The 14049-nt window shown below is 66.2% G+C and carries 12 protein-coding genes; 6 read left to right on the top strand and 6 right to left on the bottom strand.

All coding sequences use genetic code 11. The features are described 5' to 3' along the window. Nucleotides 1–105: 105 nt before the first annotated feature. A complete protein-coding gene (locus AB3147_RS14295; RefSeq protein WP_367352208.1) occupies nt 106–1578 on the top strand; it encodes a hypothetical protein in 1473 nt (490 codons plus the stop codon). Between the two features lie 82 nt (nt 1579–1660). Continuing rightward, nucleotides 1661–2449 carry a ProQ/FINO family protein gene (locus AB3147_RS14300; RefSeq protein WP_367352209.1) on the top strand — a complete coding sequence of 263 codons (789 nt, stop codon included), beginning with the start codon at nt 1661–1663 and terminating at the stop codon, nt 2447–2449. A gap of 87 nt (nt 2450–2536) precedes the next feature. Here the strand turns inward: AB3147_RS14300 and AB3147_RS14305 are convergent, their stop codons facing one another. From AB3147_RS14305 to garD, 5 genes are all read right to left on the bottom strand, one after another. Further along, nucleotides 2537–3133: a DUF4202 domain-containing protein gene (locus AB3147_RS14305; RefSeq protein WP_367352210.1), complete on the bottom strand. Its 597-nt coding sequence runs from the start codon at nt 3131–3133 to the stop codon at nt 2537–2539. Between the two features lie 154 nt (nt 3134–3287). After that, a complete protein-coding gene (locus AB3147_RS14310) occupies nt 3288–3653 on the bottom strand; it encodes a hypothetical protein (RefSeq protein WP_255595763.1) in 366 nt (121 codons plus the stop codon). 95 nt (nt 3654–3748) lie between these two features. After that, on the bottom strand, nt 3749–4726 hold the full coding sequence (locus AB3147_RS14315; protein ID WP_286936328.1) for a Bug family tripartite tricarboxylate transporter substrate binding protein: 978 nt from the start codon (nt 4724–4726) through the stop codon (nt 3749–3751). Between the two features lie 71 nt (nt 4727–4797). Further along, nucleotides 4798–5847, bottom strand: a complete 1050-nt coding sequence (locus AB3147_RS14320; protein WP_175121464.1) for an SMP-30/gluconolactonase/LRE family protein — start codon at nt 5845–5847, stop codon at nt 4798–4800. A gap of 61 nt (nt 5848–5908) precedes the next feature. Continuing rightward, nucleotides 5909–7477 carry a galactarate dehydratase gene (garD, locus tag AB3147_RS14325; protein WP_175121463.1) on the bottom strand — a complete coding sequence of 523 codons (1569 nt, stop codon included), beginning with the start codon at nt 7475–7477 and terminating at the stop codon, nt 5909–5911. Nucleotides 7478–7721: 244 nt separating this feature from the next. Here garD and kdgD (AB3147_RS14330) point away from each other — a divergent pair, with 244 nt between their 5' ends. Both kdgD (AB3147_RS14330) and AB3147_RS14335 read left to right on the top strand, forming a co-directional pair. After that, a complete protein-coding gene (gene kdgD / locus AB3147_RS14330; protein WP_175136457.1) occupies nt 7722–8636 on the top strand; it encodes a 5-dehydro-4-deoxyglucarate dehydratase in 915 nt (304 codons plus the stop codon). Nucleotides 8637–8751: 115 nt separating this feature from the next. Beyond that, a complete protein-coding gene (locus AB3147_RS14335) occupies nt 8752–10335 on the top strand; it encodes an aldehyde dehydrogenase (NADP(+)) (RefSeq protein WP_175136456.1) in 1584 nt (527 codons plus the stop codon). 218 nt (nt 10336–10553) lie between these two features. Here AB3147_RS14335 and AB3147_RS14340 read toward each other — a convergent pair whose 3' ends face one another. Beyond that, complete coding sequence (locus AB3147_RS14340) at nt 10554–11540, bottom strand: Bug family tripartite tricarboxylate transporter substrate binding protein (protein WP_367352211.1); 987 nt, start codon at nt 11538–11540, stop codon at nt 10554–10556. Nucleotides 11541–11814: 274 nt separating this feature from the next. Between AB3147_RS14340 and kdgD (AB3147_RS14345) the strand changes: the two genes are divergently transcribed. Beyond that, nucleotides 11815–12729 (top strand): 5-dehydro-4-deoxyglucarate dehydratase, encoded by a 915-nt coding sequence (kdgD, locus tag AB3147_RS14345; RefSeq protein WP_218343955.1) that lies wholly within the window; start codon nt 11815–11817, stop codon nt 12727–12729. 263 nt (nt 12730–12992) lie between these two features. After that, nucleotides 12993–13718: a FadR/GntR family transcriptional regulator gene (locus AB3147_RS14350; protein WP_175136454.1), complete on the top strand. Its 726-nt coding sequence runs from the start codon at nt 12993–12995 to the stop codon at nt 13716–13718. Nucleotides 13719–14049: the final 331 nt, after the last annotated feature.

The raw sequence follows: 14049 nt of genomic DNA on the forward strand, positions 1-14049 counted from the left end.
TCGTCGCCCACCTTCGTCCTGCCCATCGCCACGGCTACCCGCTGCGGCCATAGACTGATACGCTTTGCGCCGCGACTTCACCCGGGCGATGCGGATGTTTCTTTCATGATGTACCTGCTGTGGTCCCTGCCGGCGCTGACCGTGATCGCCGCGATCGCGAGCGGGCGCGTCAACACGACCATCGCCGCCGCGCTGGGCCTGCTGGCGGCGCTGCCCATCGCCTTGCTCGCCGCGCCCGCGCCGTTCGCGCTGGCGCAAATGGCCGTTGCCCTGGAACGCGGACTCTGGATCGGCTGGATCATCACCCCCTACATCCTCGGCGGCCTGCTGTTCTGGCAGATGGCGGCGCAAGGCGGCATGAGCAAGGGCGCGGCAGGCAATCCGCCGGACGCCATGCGCCCCGAACCCCTCGCACGGCGCCGGCTGCTCTTCTTCGCCTGTTTCCTGGTCGGTCCGTTTGCCGAGTCCGCCACGGGCTTCGGCGTGGGCATGCTGGGAACGGTGATGCTGATCCGGCCGCTGGGCCTGAAGCCGCGCGAGATCATGGTGTTCGCGCTGCTCAGCCAGACGCTGATCCCGTGGGGCGCGATGGGAAGCGGCACGTTGCTGGCCTCGGCCTACGCGCGGGTGCCGGCCACGCAGCTTGCTCTCTACAGCATGGGGCCCGTGGCGCTGCTGATGGGGGTGTGGCTGGCGCTGTACTGGCGCACTGCCGCACGCGCGGCGCTGTCCGCGCCTGCGGCCGAACTGGGGCGTGAAGCGGGCTGGATGGCCGCGAGCCTGGCCTTGCTCACGGCAGCGACCGCACTGCTGGGACCGGAAACGGCGCTGCTGGCAGCCTATGGTCCGCTAATCGTGCTGCGCTTCCTGGCGGACCGCAGGCCCGATCGCGGGCAAGCGCTGGACGCCGCACGCCGCGCCCTGCCCTACATCGCCCTCATCGCCTGGCTGGTGGCTACGCGGCTCGTCCCCGGCCTGAATCGCGGCCTTGCCGGCGTGGCCGATTTCAAGCCTTATGCGGACCTGCCGGCTTGGATGCCTTTTCTGCACGCCGGAAGCTGGCTGATCGCGGGCGCGGTAGCCATGGCCGCCTGGCAACGCCACCCGGGCGCGCTGCGGACTCAGGCACGCGCCGCGTGGATGACAGGACGTCATGCCGTCATGTCCGTCTTTCTGTTTGCAATGATGGCCGAGGTGCTGGCGGGCGCGGGCATTTCCCGGGCGTATGCCGATGGATTATTCTCGAGCCTGCGCGACTGGACTATCCTGATCACGCCTCTTCTGGCTGGCGCATTCGGCATTCTGGCCAACAGCGGCAATGCGCCGAACAGCCTGTTCATGTCTTCCCAGCTATCATTAGCGCTTCAGGGCGGTCTGAACGTGCCCGCGGCCGCCGCGCTGCTGCACGTGTCGGGCACGTCGATGGGGATTTTTTCGCCGGTCCGGATGTCGATTGCGGCCGGTTTGGCGCATGGACGGGGGCAAGAACGCGGCGTGTATGTTCTACTACTGCCGTTTGCCCTGGCCGCGTTCGGCATCCTGCTGTCGCTGGCGCTGCTCGTGGTCATCTCCGGGTAGAAGTTTTCAGGGCTGCTGAAAGGCCGACAACTGGCGGCGCAGCGGATACGCTCGCCGCCTCAACCTTTTTTTTGTGTAGCACATGGGACTAGAACAATTAGCCGCGATCCGGGAATTGCTTATCAAGCAGTCGCCTGACAAGGCAGGCTCGAAGAACGAATCGCGACCGCAAGGCACGGACAAGCCGCGCCGCCCGCAAGGCGCCGGCAAGGGTCCGCGTCCGCAAGGCGGCGACAAGGCAAAGCGCGCGCAAGGCGGCGACAAGGGCCAGCGTGCGCCGCGTCCCGAAAAGCGCGAGACGCCGGTCGATCCCGTGGTCGTCGCCATTTCGCGCCTGCAACGTCACTTTCCCAAGGCTTTCCCCAAGAACCCCGCGCCCAAGCTGCCCCTCAAGCTGGGTGTGCTGGCGGACCTGGTGCAACACGCCGAGCAACTGCAGCTCGACGAGGCGCAGATCAAGGAAGCCGTCAAGACCTGGTGCGATGGCCGCCGCTACTGGGCCAGCATGGTCGAGGACGCGCCGCGCGTGGACCTGAACGGCGAACCCGCCGGCGCCGTGACCGCCAACGAAGCGCGTCACGCCAAGCGCATGGCATCTCGCAACGCGTCGCGCAACGCCGCCCGCGCACGGGCCGAGAAAAAGGCGCAGACGGCTGCTGAGCAGACCCCGGCGCCGGCTGCTGACGCCGCCCCTGACACGCAACCAGCCGACGTGCCGTCCGCTGATGTCAAAGCCGTGGATGTGAAGGCAGCAGAGGTGAAAGCCGCAGAGGTGAAAGCCGCCGACACGAAGGCCGCCGGTGCAACGTCCGCAGACGTCACGCCCACTGACGCCACCCAGGCAGACGTCACGCCCCAAGCGTCCGAATAAGCCCGCCAAAAGCAATTCAGGCCTGCGCCAGGCCGGGACAATGTTTCCCGGTCTGGCGCAGGCCTTTCTGCATTGATGCGGCTGTAACTAGCCTGCCGGCTCCAGCGCCGCCAGCGCCTGCTTGATGTAGCCCATGCCCTTCTCGGAATAGGTCAGCGTCATGGCCTGCTGATGCCCCGCGCCGTCCATCTTCAGCAAGGACTTGCGCAGGATCTCGACGATCTTGTCTTCGTGGGCCGGGTAAAAGGCCTCGTACTGGTATTGCAGGAACACCAGGCACAGCGCGTTTTCCATGACCTGCACGTCCGGATCCTGCTTGATGCCCTGCTTCATCAGGATTGCCGCCACGCGCTCGCAATCTGCCTGCGGATAGCCTGCTTCCTTCATGATCTCCTGCGCGATGCCGGCGTGATGCCGTGCCAGCGCCTTGCGCCACGTCAGGTAGCCGATGCGGCCTTCGGGATAGCTGGCGCGTGCGATCTCCCAGCGGCCGATGTGCTGGCACCGGGACGCCAGGATCAACGGTTCGGAAGCATCGGGCGCCAGCTTCATGACCCATTCGTGCAGCTTTTGCGCAAGAAACAGCTCCTGCGGACAGGATTCGCCTTTCCAGTTAAACGTGTTGGGGTCGGCGGCGTTGTAGTCGTCGAAGCGGCGCAGAGTCTGCTGCAGGCGGTCGTTCATGGGGTGTGGTGTCTTCGGAAAGCCCGGCGCGTGTGGGCCGGCGCGGAGATTGACAGGCGCAAGCAGGCCATCATACCTGCGGCCTGGGCGCTGTGCGTCGACCATGCCGTTTGGTGATCGACCCCTGGCGACGAATAATGCGCAAGCCCTGCGCCTATCGCGGCAGCGCGGGCGCGGGCGTCAGCGGCCCTATTGGCGTCTGACCCGGCCGGGGCGGCATTGGCGGCAGCCAGGTCCGGGTGGGCGCCTTCAGCCCGGGCTGATCCTGCGGCCGCGTGGGCGTTGCCGCCGGCGACGGATAGCGGGACCCCGGACACGAGGTGCCCAGACAATCCCGGTTGATCTTGCCCGGGTCAACGATGCGCGGGCAATCGGTGCCCAGGCACGTATCCGGCAAGGTGCGGGCTGACGTTGGCGGGGATGGCACCGTCGGAAGCGGATCGCGCGCCAGCGCAGGCGCAGCGGCCAGCGCCGACAACGCACCCAATGCCCCCAGCACCGCGGCAAACAAGGGTTTCATTGACCGGGCTCCACGGAATCGGTCCAGGCCGAGGCCTGGACGCAATTCCAGTGTGCTCCCGAACCCCGCCCCTAGCAAGGCGGGGTCGGCGCCGTTCAATCCAGGCGGATGTCGGTGCTGGCCACGACCTTGGCCCAGCGCGCGCGCTCGCTGCTGAAGAACTGCGCAAGTTCGGCCGGGCTCTTGGTGACGATCTCGGCGCCCTGCTCGTTCAACTGCGCCGTGACGTCCGGCTGGGTGACGATCTGCGCCATCAGCATCTGCAGGCGGGCCGCCACCGGGTCGGTCATGGTGGACGGGGCCATCACGCCTTGCCACGTGCCGGACTCAAAGCCCTTCACGCCCTGCTCGGAGATGGTGGGGATGTCCGGCACCAGCTTCATGCGTTCGCTCTTGGAAATCGCGATCGCGCGCAGCTTGCCGGACTTGATGTGCGGCAGCGTGGCCAGCAGCCCGTTCATGATGATCTGCGTCTGGCCGCCGATGGTGTCGGTGACCGCCTGCGAACCGCCCTTGTACGGCACGTATTCCCACTGCGCGCCCGTGGCCTGCTGAACCGCGACGGCCGCCAGGTGAGGCGCGCTGCCGATCGCGGTGACGGCGAAGTTGATGCGTTCTTTCTTGGACAGCTCGACCAGATCCTGCACGGTCTTGGCCTTCACGTCCGGGTGCACGGCCAGCACGTGCGGCGAATACGCCAGCATGCCGACGGCGCGCAGGTCCTTGGACGGATCAAAGGTCAGCTTCGTATAGACGGACGGGCTGATCGCCAGCGCGCCGACGTCGCACAAGAGGACCGTGTGGCCTTCGTTAGCCGACTGCACCACCAGACCGGCGCCCAGGTTGCCGTTGGCGCCGGGTTTGTTCTCGACGACCACGGTCTGCTTGAGCACTTCGGCCAGCCGGGGCGCCAGGATGCGCGCGATGATGTCCGACGAGCCGCCGGGCGGGTAAGGCACGACGATGCGCACGGGCCGCGTCGGCCATTCCGCCGATTGGGCCCATGCCGGCACCAGGGGCGTCAGGCAAAGCGCCGCGGCGCTGCCCAGGAACTGTCTCTTGCTCGGGTTCATGCTGTCTCCACACTGTTTGGTATGTGTGTTGAAGTGTCCCGCGGCCTGGTGAGGCCGCGGTGGGGATGTGCCTATGCCGCGCCGCGGGTCTCCACGTACAGGGCATAGAGCGAATGGCTGCTCGCCATGAAGAGGCGGTTGCGCTTGGCGCCGCCAAAGCAAAGATTGGCGCAGCGTTCCGGCAGGCGGATGTGGCCGATGGCCTTGCCCGCGGGGTTGAACACCATCACGCCGTCCAGGTCCTCGGCTTTGGCGTCGGGCGAGCCGTTGCTGCCCCAGCCGCACCACAGGTTGCCGGCCTCGTCGCACTTGATGCCGTCGATGGCGCCGGGCCCTTGCGCGTCAACGTGCAGGCGCTTGTTGGACAACGCGCCGTCCGCGCCCACGTCAAAGGCCCAGATCACGCGATTGGGCTGGTGACGCGATTCGACGATGTACAGCACTTTCTCGTCGGGCGAAAAGCACAGGCCGTTGGGACCGGCCAGGTCGGCAAGCGCCAGCGTCACACGGCCGTTGGCCGGATCGATGCGATAGACGGAATGCGGCAGCTCGGGCGTGGCCTTGTCGCCTTCCCAGTGCCCGCCGATGCCGAAGGGCGGATCGGTGAACCAGATGGCGCCATTGCGCTGGCACACGATGTCATTGGGGGAATTGAACGGCTTGCCGTCAAAGCGGTCCGCCAGCACCGTGATGCTGCCGTCGTACTCCGTGCGCGTGACGCGGCGCGTCAGGTGTTCGCAGGCCAGCAGGCGGCCCTGGCGATCTCGGGCTAACCCGTTGCTGAAGTTGGAGGGATGGCGGAACACGCTGGTTTGGCCGGTGGTTTCGTCCCAGCGGATGATGCGGTTATTGGGAATGTCCGAGGCGAGCAGATAACGCCCGTCGCCAAACCACACCGGACCTTCCAGCCAGCGGAAGCCGGTCGCAAGCTGCTCCACGCTGCTGCTGTAGATGCGGTACTTGGCGAATTCCGGGTCCAGGATCCGGACCGAGGGGTCCGGGTAGCGCTGCTGCGGGGTGAAGCTGAAAGACTGCGCGTGCACCAGACTGGCGGGGGCCAGTGCAAGCGCGGCGCCCAGCAGCCGGCGCCGGCCGGCCTGGACTTGCGGGTCAATTTCCATCGGCTGTCTCCTCTCGGTGGTTTTATTCTGCGATGGCGCTACGGACGGATTGGGTTCCCGATCAGGTCACGGGGCCCGGGTTGAACAGCGCCAAGGCGTTGTGCAGCTTGAGCTTTTCCGCACAGGTCTGCTTCTTGCCGCTGGCTACGTCAAGCATCATCTGAAAGAGCTGCCAGCCCACTTCCTCGATCGAGGCCTGGCCGGTGGCGATGACGCCGGCATCCACGTCCATCAGGTCGTGCCAGCGGCGCGCCAGCGCCGAGCGCGTGGCGACCTTGATGACCGGCACCTGCGCCAGCCCGTAGGGCGTGCCGCGGCCGGTGGTGAAGATGTGCAGGTTCATGCCGGCAGCCAGTTGCAGCGTGCCGCAGATGAAGTCGCTGGCGGGCGTGGCCGCAAAGATCAGGCCCTTGCGTGTCAGGCGGTCGCCGGGCGACAGCACGCCATGAATCGGCGAGGAACCCGACTTGACGATCGACCCCATGGCCTTTTCGACAATGTTGGACAGGCCGCCCTTCTTGTTGCCGGGACTGGTGTTGGCGCTGCGGTCGGCCATGCCGCGCTGCAGGTACGCGTCGTACCAGGCCATTTCACGGATCAGCGCGTCCGCGACTTCGGGCGTTTCGGCGCGGGCAGTCAACTGGTCGATGCCGTCGCGCACCTCGGTGTTCTCGGAGAACATCACCGTGCCGCCCGCGCGCACCAGCAGGTCGGTGGCAAAACCCACGGCCGGGTTGGCCGTCACGCCGGAAAACGCATCGCTGCCGCCGCACTGCACGCCGACGGTCAGGTCCGACACCGGGCAGGTTTCGCGCTGGCGGGCGTTGAGCTTCTGCAGGTGGCGCTCGGCAGTGCGCATGATGAGCTGGATCATCGAATCGAAGCCGATGTTCTCTTCGTCCTGCAGGACGATGGTGTCCACGCCGTCGCCGCCCATGCCCTCGCCGGCGCGGATCGGAATGGCGGTGGGCGCCAGGAGGCGGTCCGGCTGCAACTTTTCACAGCCCAGGCTGACGACCATGGACGTGCCGCCGAAGTTCGGGTTGCGGGCGATGTTGTGCAGCGTGCGGATGGGAATCGCCGCGCCGGGCGCGTCGATGGCTACGCCGCAGCCGTAGGTGTGCTCGATGCCCACCACGTCGTCAACGTTGGGATACAGCGGCAGCAGTTCGCGGCGGATGCGCGCGACCGCGTGCTCGACCACGCCCTGCACGCACTGCACCGTGGTGCTGATGGCAAGAATGTTGCGCGTGCCGACGGTGCCGTCCGCGTTGCGATAGCCCTGGAAGGTGTAGCCCTCGAGCGGCGGCAGCGGCGCAATCCGCGTGGAGACCGGCAGGTCTTCCAGCGTGCGGGCCGTCGGCATCGTGGTGACGCGCTCGTTGATCCAACTGCCGCGCGGCAGCGCCTTGGCGGCGTAGCCGACCACCACGTTGTAGCGCCGGACCTCATCGCCCTCGGCCAGATCGGTCAGGGCAACCTTATGCCCTTGCGGCACGGCGTCGACCAACTGAAGCCCATCGGGCAGAACGGTTCCCGACGGCAATCCGCCATCGTTGGCCACGATGGCGACGTTGTCGTCGGGATGAATCTTGATGAGAACGGGCGCCTGCTCGACTGCAACCTGCATGATGAATCCTTTAGCCTGATGGATGCCCCGCTGCGGGCACCGTACGTTATCGTACAACCAAGAGAATATCGCTGAAAGGCTCTAGAAAGGAATTTCGGGTTTCCCCTTGTAAATGCTGCGCCACATGGGGACACGCCTTGAATCCGGCAAATTGATGTTGTACGATGACTCACCTTTTACCACCGCATCCCGTTCGCAAGCACCTACCTTTCGCCTGCGACGGCCATTTAGGGATGAGCGCAACATGACGACTCCGCAAGAACTCAAGGCCATTGTTTCGGAAGGATTGCTTTCCTTCCCCGTGACCGACTTCGACCAGAACGGCGATTTCAACGCCAAGAGCTATGCGGCTCGTCTGGAATGGCTGGCCCCCTACGGCGCCACCGCCCTGTTCGCCGCCGGCGGCACCGGTGAGTTCTTCTCGCTGGCTCCCGACGAATACTCCGACGTCATCCGTACCGCCGTGCAGACCTGCAAGGGCAAGGTGCCGATCCTGGCTGGCGCCGGCGGCCCCACCCGCACCGCCATCGCTTACGCACAAGAAGCCGAACGCCAAGGCGCTAAGGGCGTCCTGCTGTTGCCCCACTACCTGACCGAAGCTTCGCAGGACGGCATCGCCGCCCACGTCGAGCAGGTCTGCAAGTCCGTCAACATCGGCGTCATCGTCTACAACCGCGCCCAGTCGCGTCTGTCGGCCGACAGTCTGGCCCGCCTGGCCGACCGCTGCCCCAACCTGGTCGGTTTCAAGGACGGTATCGGCGACATCGAATCGATGGTCCGCATCCGCCGCAAGATGGGCGACCGATTCTCGTACCTGGGCGGCCTGCCCACCGCCGAAGTCTACGCAGCCGCCTACCGCGCGCTGGGCGTGCCGGTCTACTCGTCGGCCGTCTTCAACTTCGTGCCCAAGATGGCCATGGAGTTCTACAACGCCATCGCCGCCGGCGACAGCGACACCACCAACCGCCTGCTGGACGATTTCTTCCTGCCCTACCTGGAAATCCGCAACCGCAAGGCCGGCTACGCCGTCAGCATCGTCAAGGCCGGCGCCAAGCTGGTCGGCCACGACGCGGGCCCGGTGCGCGCACCGCTGACCGACCTGACCGGCGAAGAAATGGAAATGCTTGCCGCCCTGATCAAGAAGTCCGGCGCCGAGTAATCGGTCCGCACTGACACCTGCTATCTGCCCCCGGTCCGGGGGCATTTTTTTCCCCGGACCCATCGGGGGCGACAACGCCCATCCTTCGGATCGGCGCCTATTTTTGGAGATGACCATGAACCTGACCGGCCAGATGTTGATCGGCTCGACCGCCGTCCTGGGCGCGGGCGCTGCCCAGCACGCCATCAATCCCGCCACCGGCGAACGCCTGGAACCCGCCTACCCCGCCGGCTCCGCCGACGACGTGTCGCGCGCCGCCGAACTGGCCCGCGCCGCGTTCGACCCGTACCGCGCCCTGCCGCTGGAAACGCGCGCCCAATTCCTGGAAAGCATCGCTGAGAACATCGTTGCCATCGGCGACGCGTTGATCGAGCGCGCGCACCAGGAAACCGGCCTGCCCGTCGCCCGCCTGCAAGGCGAGCGTGGCCGCACGGTCGGCCAGCTGCGCCTGTTCGCCCGCGTGGTGCGCGACGGCTATTTCCTGGACGCCACCATCGACCCGGCCCAACCCGAGCGCCAGCCGCTGCCGCGCGCCGACCTGCGCCTGGCCAACGTTCCCCTGGGCCCCGTGGTGGTGTTCGGCGCCAGCAACTTCCCGCTCGCCTTCTCGGTTGCGGGCGGCGACACCGCGTCGGCATTGGCCGCCGGTTGCCCGGTGATCGTCAAGGCGCACAACGCCCACCCCGGCACGTCCGAGCTCGTCGGCCGCGCCATCCAGCAAGCCGTCGCCAAGCACGGTCTGCCGGAAGGCACGTTCTCGCTGCTGTTTGGCGCCGGCAATGAAATCGGCACCGCACTGGCAACGCACCCGGCAATCACGGCCATCGGTTTCACCGGCTCGCGCCGCGGCGGCCTGGCGCTGGTCGCCGCCGCCAACGCCCGCCCCGTGCCGATTCCCGTGTACGCGGAAATGTCCAGCATCAACCCCGTCTTCCTGCTGCCCGCCGCGCTGGAAGCGCGCGCCGAGACCATCGCCAAGGGCTTCGTGGATTCGCTGTCGATGGGCGTGGGCCAGTTCTGCACGAACCCTGGCCTGGTGATCGGCATCGAAGGTCCGGCGCTGGACCGCTTCCGCCAGGCTGCCGCCGAGGCCGTCAAGGCCAAGGGCGCCGCCACCATGCTGACGCCGGGCATTTTCTCGGCCTATGAGCAAGGCGCGGATGCCCTCGCGCGCCACGCCAGCGTGTCGACGGTCGGCCGCGGCGAACCCTCGAACCCGGCATGCAACGCCGCCGGCGCCGTGGTGTTCGGCGCCAGCGCCGACCAGTTCCTGGCCTCGCACGAGCTGGAAGCCGAAGTGTTCGGCCCCGCTTCGCTGGTTGTCGCGTGCAAGGACGCCGCGCAGGTCCGCGCCGTGGCCGAGCACCTGGAAGGCCAACTGACCGCGACGCTGTTCGTGGACGACGCCGACCTGGACGACGCCCGCGCCCTGCTGCCGGTACTGGAACGCAAGGCCGGCCGCATCCTGGCCAATGGCTACCCGACCGGCGTGGAAGTCAGCCACGCCATGGTCCACGGCGGCCCCTTCCCGGCCACGTCGAACCCGGCCTCGACGTCGGTGGGCGCCACGGCGATCCGTCGCTTCCTGCGTCCGGTCTGCTACCAGGACCTGCCCGACGGCCTGCTGCCGGAAGGCGTCCAGCGCGGTAACCCGCTGGGTCTGACGCGCATGGTGGACGGCACGCTGGTCAAGGCGTAATGGGTTGACGCCTGGATTTCGGGCGTCACACTGAACCGATCACAGGCCCCGGCGCCGCCTCACGCGGCCCGGGGCCTACGTCATTTCGCGCCGGTGTCAGACACCTACTGAGACGCCCATTGCAAACCCCGATTCACCCCGTCAAAACTCCAACCCAATAAAAAAACCTGGCGCGAGGATCGACTCCCCGCGCCAGGCTTTCATACCTGACAACGCAATCACTGCGCCTTCAACTTTCCATCGGCAATGATCTTGGCCCACTTGGCCTGCTCGGCCGCCTGGAATGCCGTGAATTCCGCCGGCGTGTTCGGCGTGTAGGCCAGACCCAGGCCCTGCATCTTGGCGGTGACTTCCGGCTTGGCCACGATCTCGGCGATCGTCTTGTTCAGCTTTTCGACCACGGCCGGCGGCGTGTTGGCCGGGGCGTAGATGGCCTGCCAGCTGCTGACGTCAAAGCCCGGCACGCCGGCTTCCTGCATGGTGGGCACGTCCGGCAGCACGGCGGTGCGCTTGGCGGACGTGACCGCCAGCGCGCGGACCTTGCCGCTTTGCACATACGGCAACGCGACCAGGGCGGTTTCGAACGAGCTGGGGATCTGCCCGCCGATCAGGTCCGAAATGGCCGGCGCGCTGCCGCGGTACGGCACGTGCGTCAGGTGCGCACCCGTCAGCTGCTTGAACACTTCGCCCGACAAATGCTGCGACGTGCCCTGCCCGGCCGAGCCGAAGGCGATGGTGTCGGGATTGGCCTTGGCGGCGGCAACGACATCCTGCACGCTCTTATAGGGCTGGTTCGCGCCCACCAGCAGCACATTGGAAATGCTGCCCAGCAGGATCACGGGCGAGAAATCCTTGGCCGCGTTGTAGTTGATGCTGGGCAGCAGCGACGGGTTGATCGCGTGCGTGGCGATCGTGCCCAGCAGCAGCGTGTAGCCGTCCGGCTTGGCGCGCGCCACGGCGTCCGCGCCCAGTACGCCACCGGCGCCACCCTTGTTTTCAACGACGACGGTCTGCTTGAGCGTCGTGCCCAGTTCCTGGGCGATCAAGCGCCCCAGAATGTCGGACGTGCCGCCCGCCGCAAACGGAACCACCAGCGTGATGGCCTTCGCAGACGGCCAGTCATCAGCGGCATGGACAGGTGCGGCAAAAGCGGTGGCGACGGCCAGGGCGGCCGACAGGCGGCTCAACAGGGGGAATGCCTTCAAACTTGTCTCCTAGAGATTGGAATTGTCGCCGTTCTTGTACGTTGTCGTACGACAATGAGCACTGAGGATAGCGCGGCGGACTTCTCCGTTCAATATAGGGAAATTCCTAGATTCAAAAGATACATTCGGCTTGTTGTACGACAACATTTCTCCTGGGAAGTCGTTGTATGCCCGACTTATATGTTGTACGATGACTGACATCGCGGATCCAACAACGCCGCGGCCACGGCATACCGCCTTTTCAATACCCATTCCTTATATTTGGAAGACAGCCATGACGACTCCCCAGGAACTCAAAGCCATCGTCTCGGAAGGATTGCTCTCCTTCCCCGTGACCGACTTCGACCAGAACGGCGATTTCAACGCCAAGAGCTATGCGGCTCGTCTGGAATGGCTGGCCCCCTACGGCGCCACCGCCCTGTTCGCCGCGGGCGGCACCGGTGAGTTCTTCTCGCTGGCTCCCGATGAATACTCCGACGTCATCCGCACCGCCGTGCAGACCTGCAAGGGCAAGGTGCCGATCCTGGCCGGCGCCGGCGGCCCCACCCGCACCGCCATCGCTTACGCACAAGAAGCCGAACGCCAAGGCGCCAAGGGCGTCCTGCTGTTGCCCCACTACCTGACCGAAGCTTCGCAGGACGGCATCGCCGCCCACGTCGAGCAGGTCTGCAAGTCGGTCAACATCGGCGTCATCGTCTACAACCGCGCCCAGTCGCGTCTGTCGGCCGACAGTCTGGCCCGGCTGGCTGACCGCTGCCCCAACCTGGTCGGTTTCAAGGACGGTATCGGCGACATCGAATCGATGGTCCGCATCCGCCGCAAGATGGGCGACCGATTCTCGTACCTGGGCGGCCTGCCCACCGCCGAAGTCTACGCAGCCGCCTACCGCGCGCTGGGCGTGCCGGTCTACTCGTCGGCCGTCTTCAACTTCGTGCCCAAGATGGCCATGGAGTTCTACAACGCCATCGCCGCCGGCGACAGCGACACCACCAACCGCCTGCTGGACGATTTCTTCCTGCCGTATCTGGAAATCCGCAACCGCAAGGCTGGCTACGCCGTCAGCATCGTCAAGGCCGGCGCCAAGCTGGTCGGCCACGACGCGGGCCCGGTGCGCGCGCCGCTGACCGACCTGACCGGCGAAGAAATGGAAATGCTGCAAGCGCTGATCAAGAAGTCCGGCGCCGAATAGCCTGTCCGCACTTGACCGTGCGAGACTAGCCGCCAGAACGCCCTCCGCTGGAGGGCGTTTTGCTTCTTGATGCAAAGAAAAGTTGGCGGATTTCGCCCCGTATGTTGTCATATGGCCCCAGTGCATCCTTGCGGTCGCGTGCGGTTCGCGCGGCCGATCCCATCGGGCCGGACACCCGTGGGGCATCAGAGGACCGCGTACACTTGCGGCTGCGCGCCAGGCCGCCAGCCTCGCCCGCAGCGATTTTCCCTATAAGAGAGACAATGCAAACTCCCGCCCGGCCACCCCGCTCGCGCCTGACCGATTTCGTTATCGAGGAACTGACCAAGCGCCTTGATGGGCGCCAGTATCGCGCCGGCGACAAGCTGCCCTCCGAGCACGCGCTGTGCGACGAATTCGAGGTCAGCCGCACCGTCATCCGCGAAGCCGTGGCTTCCATGCGCCTGAGCGGCCGCCTGGTCAGCAAGCCCGGCATCGGTGTTTTCGTGACCGAAGACCGCGAAAAGCCCATCGATTTTGTCGTCGAACCCGCCACGGATCCGCGCTGGGCGCTGCACATCATGGAATTGCGCGCGGGCCTTGAGGTGGAAGCCTGTGGGCTAGCGGCAGAGCGCCGCAGCGCGGCGGATCTGAGCGGCATCGTCGAAGCCTTCGACGCCTTCAACCGCGCTACGCGCGACATGGAAGCCGCCGTCAAGGCCGATTATGAATTCCACCTGTCGATCGCCCGCGCGTCGAACAACCCGCATTTTCCGGCCCTGCTGAAGGCGGCGGTGCGCGACGTCATGCTTGATCTGAACATCAAGCACGGCGGCAAGACGCCCGAAGAACTGGAAACGTACGAAATCCGCAACGTACGTGAACACGAAGCGATCCTGACGGCCATCATGCGCCGCGACCCCGGCGCCGCGCGCGCCGCCATGGCCCGCCACCTGGGCGACAGCATCGCGCGGTACCGCAAGCTGCTGTCTCATCCCCCCGCGATTTAAGCCACGCTCGCGTGCCCTCCCGTAATGCCGATTACGGGAATCCCCTTACTTGTTTACTTGTATGACGGCTGCCATCATACGTCTTATTGCATAACGTAATACGACGCGGCTTCAGTACTGCCAGCGTCTTCCGCGATCCGTAAGACCTGCCGTACCTGTGCCGCCGATGAGCCCCATTCTTACCCTCCGCAGTACGTACCACCCCTACGCCACGCGCATTCACCGGCGCACCGCCTGACCGGCCCCGAGCCGGCGCTTTTCCCCCATTCCCGTACCCCGTCCGAATGCGCGACGCGCCCTCCCCGGCTTGCCGGGGCGGACCCCGCACGCT

Source organism: Achromobacter animicus (assembly GCF_040775605.1).
GTDB lineage: Bacteria > Pseudomonadota > Gammaproteobacteria > Burkholderiales > Burkholderiaceae_B > Achromobacter > Achromobacter animicus.

Excerpts from the sequence above, each read along its gene's own strand:
- AB3147_RS14320 (WP_175121464.1), bottom strand. The coding sequence starts at position 5,847 with ATGGAAATTGACCCGCAAGTCCAGGCCGGCCGGCGCCGGCTGCTGGGC.
- AB3147_RS14295 (WP_367352208.1), top strand. The coding sequence starts at position 106 with ATGATGTACCTGCTGTGGTCCCTGCCGGCGCTGACCGTGATCGCCGCG.
- AB3147_RS14305 (WP_367352210.1), bottom strand. The coding sequence starts at position 3,133 with ATGAACGACCGCCTGCAGCAGACTCTGCGCCGCTTCGACGACTACAAC.
- garD (WP_175121463.1), bottom strand. The coding sequence starts at position 7,477 with ATGCAGGTTGCAGTCGAGCAGGCGCCCGTTCTCATCAAGATTCATCCC.
- AB3147_RS14310 (WP_255595763.1), bottom strand. The coding sequence starts at position 3,653 with ATGAAACCCTTGTTTGCCGCGGTGCTGGGGGCATTGGGTGCGTTGTCG.
- AB3147_RS14350 (WP_175136454.1), top strand. The coding sequence starts at position 12,993 with ATGCAAACTCCCGCCCGGCCACCCCGCTCGCGCCTGACCGATTTCGTT.
- kdgD (WP_218343955.1), top strand. The coding sequence starts at position 11,815 with ATGACGACTCCCCAGGAACTCAAAGCCATCGTCTCGGAAGGATTGCTC.
- AB3147_RS14335 (WP_175136456.1), top strand. The coding sequence starts at position 8,752 with ATGAACCTGACCGGCCAGATGTTGATCGGCTCGACCGCCGTCCTGGGC.
- AB3147_RS14300 (WP_367352209.1), top strand. The coding sequence starts at position 1,661 with ATGGGACTAGAACAATTAGCCGCGATCCGGGAATTGCTTATCAAGCAG.
- AB3147_RS14315 (WP_286936328.1), bottom strand. The coding sequence starts at position 4,726 with ATGAACCCGAGCAAGAGACAGTTCCTGGGCAGCGCCGCGGCGCTTTGC.
- kdgD (WP_175136457.1), top strand. The coding sequence starts at position 7,722 with ATGACGACTCCGCAAGAACTCAAGGCCATTGTTTCGGAAGGATTGCTT.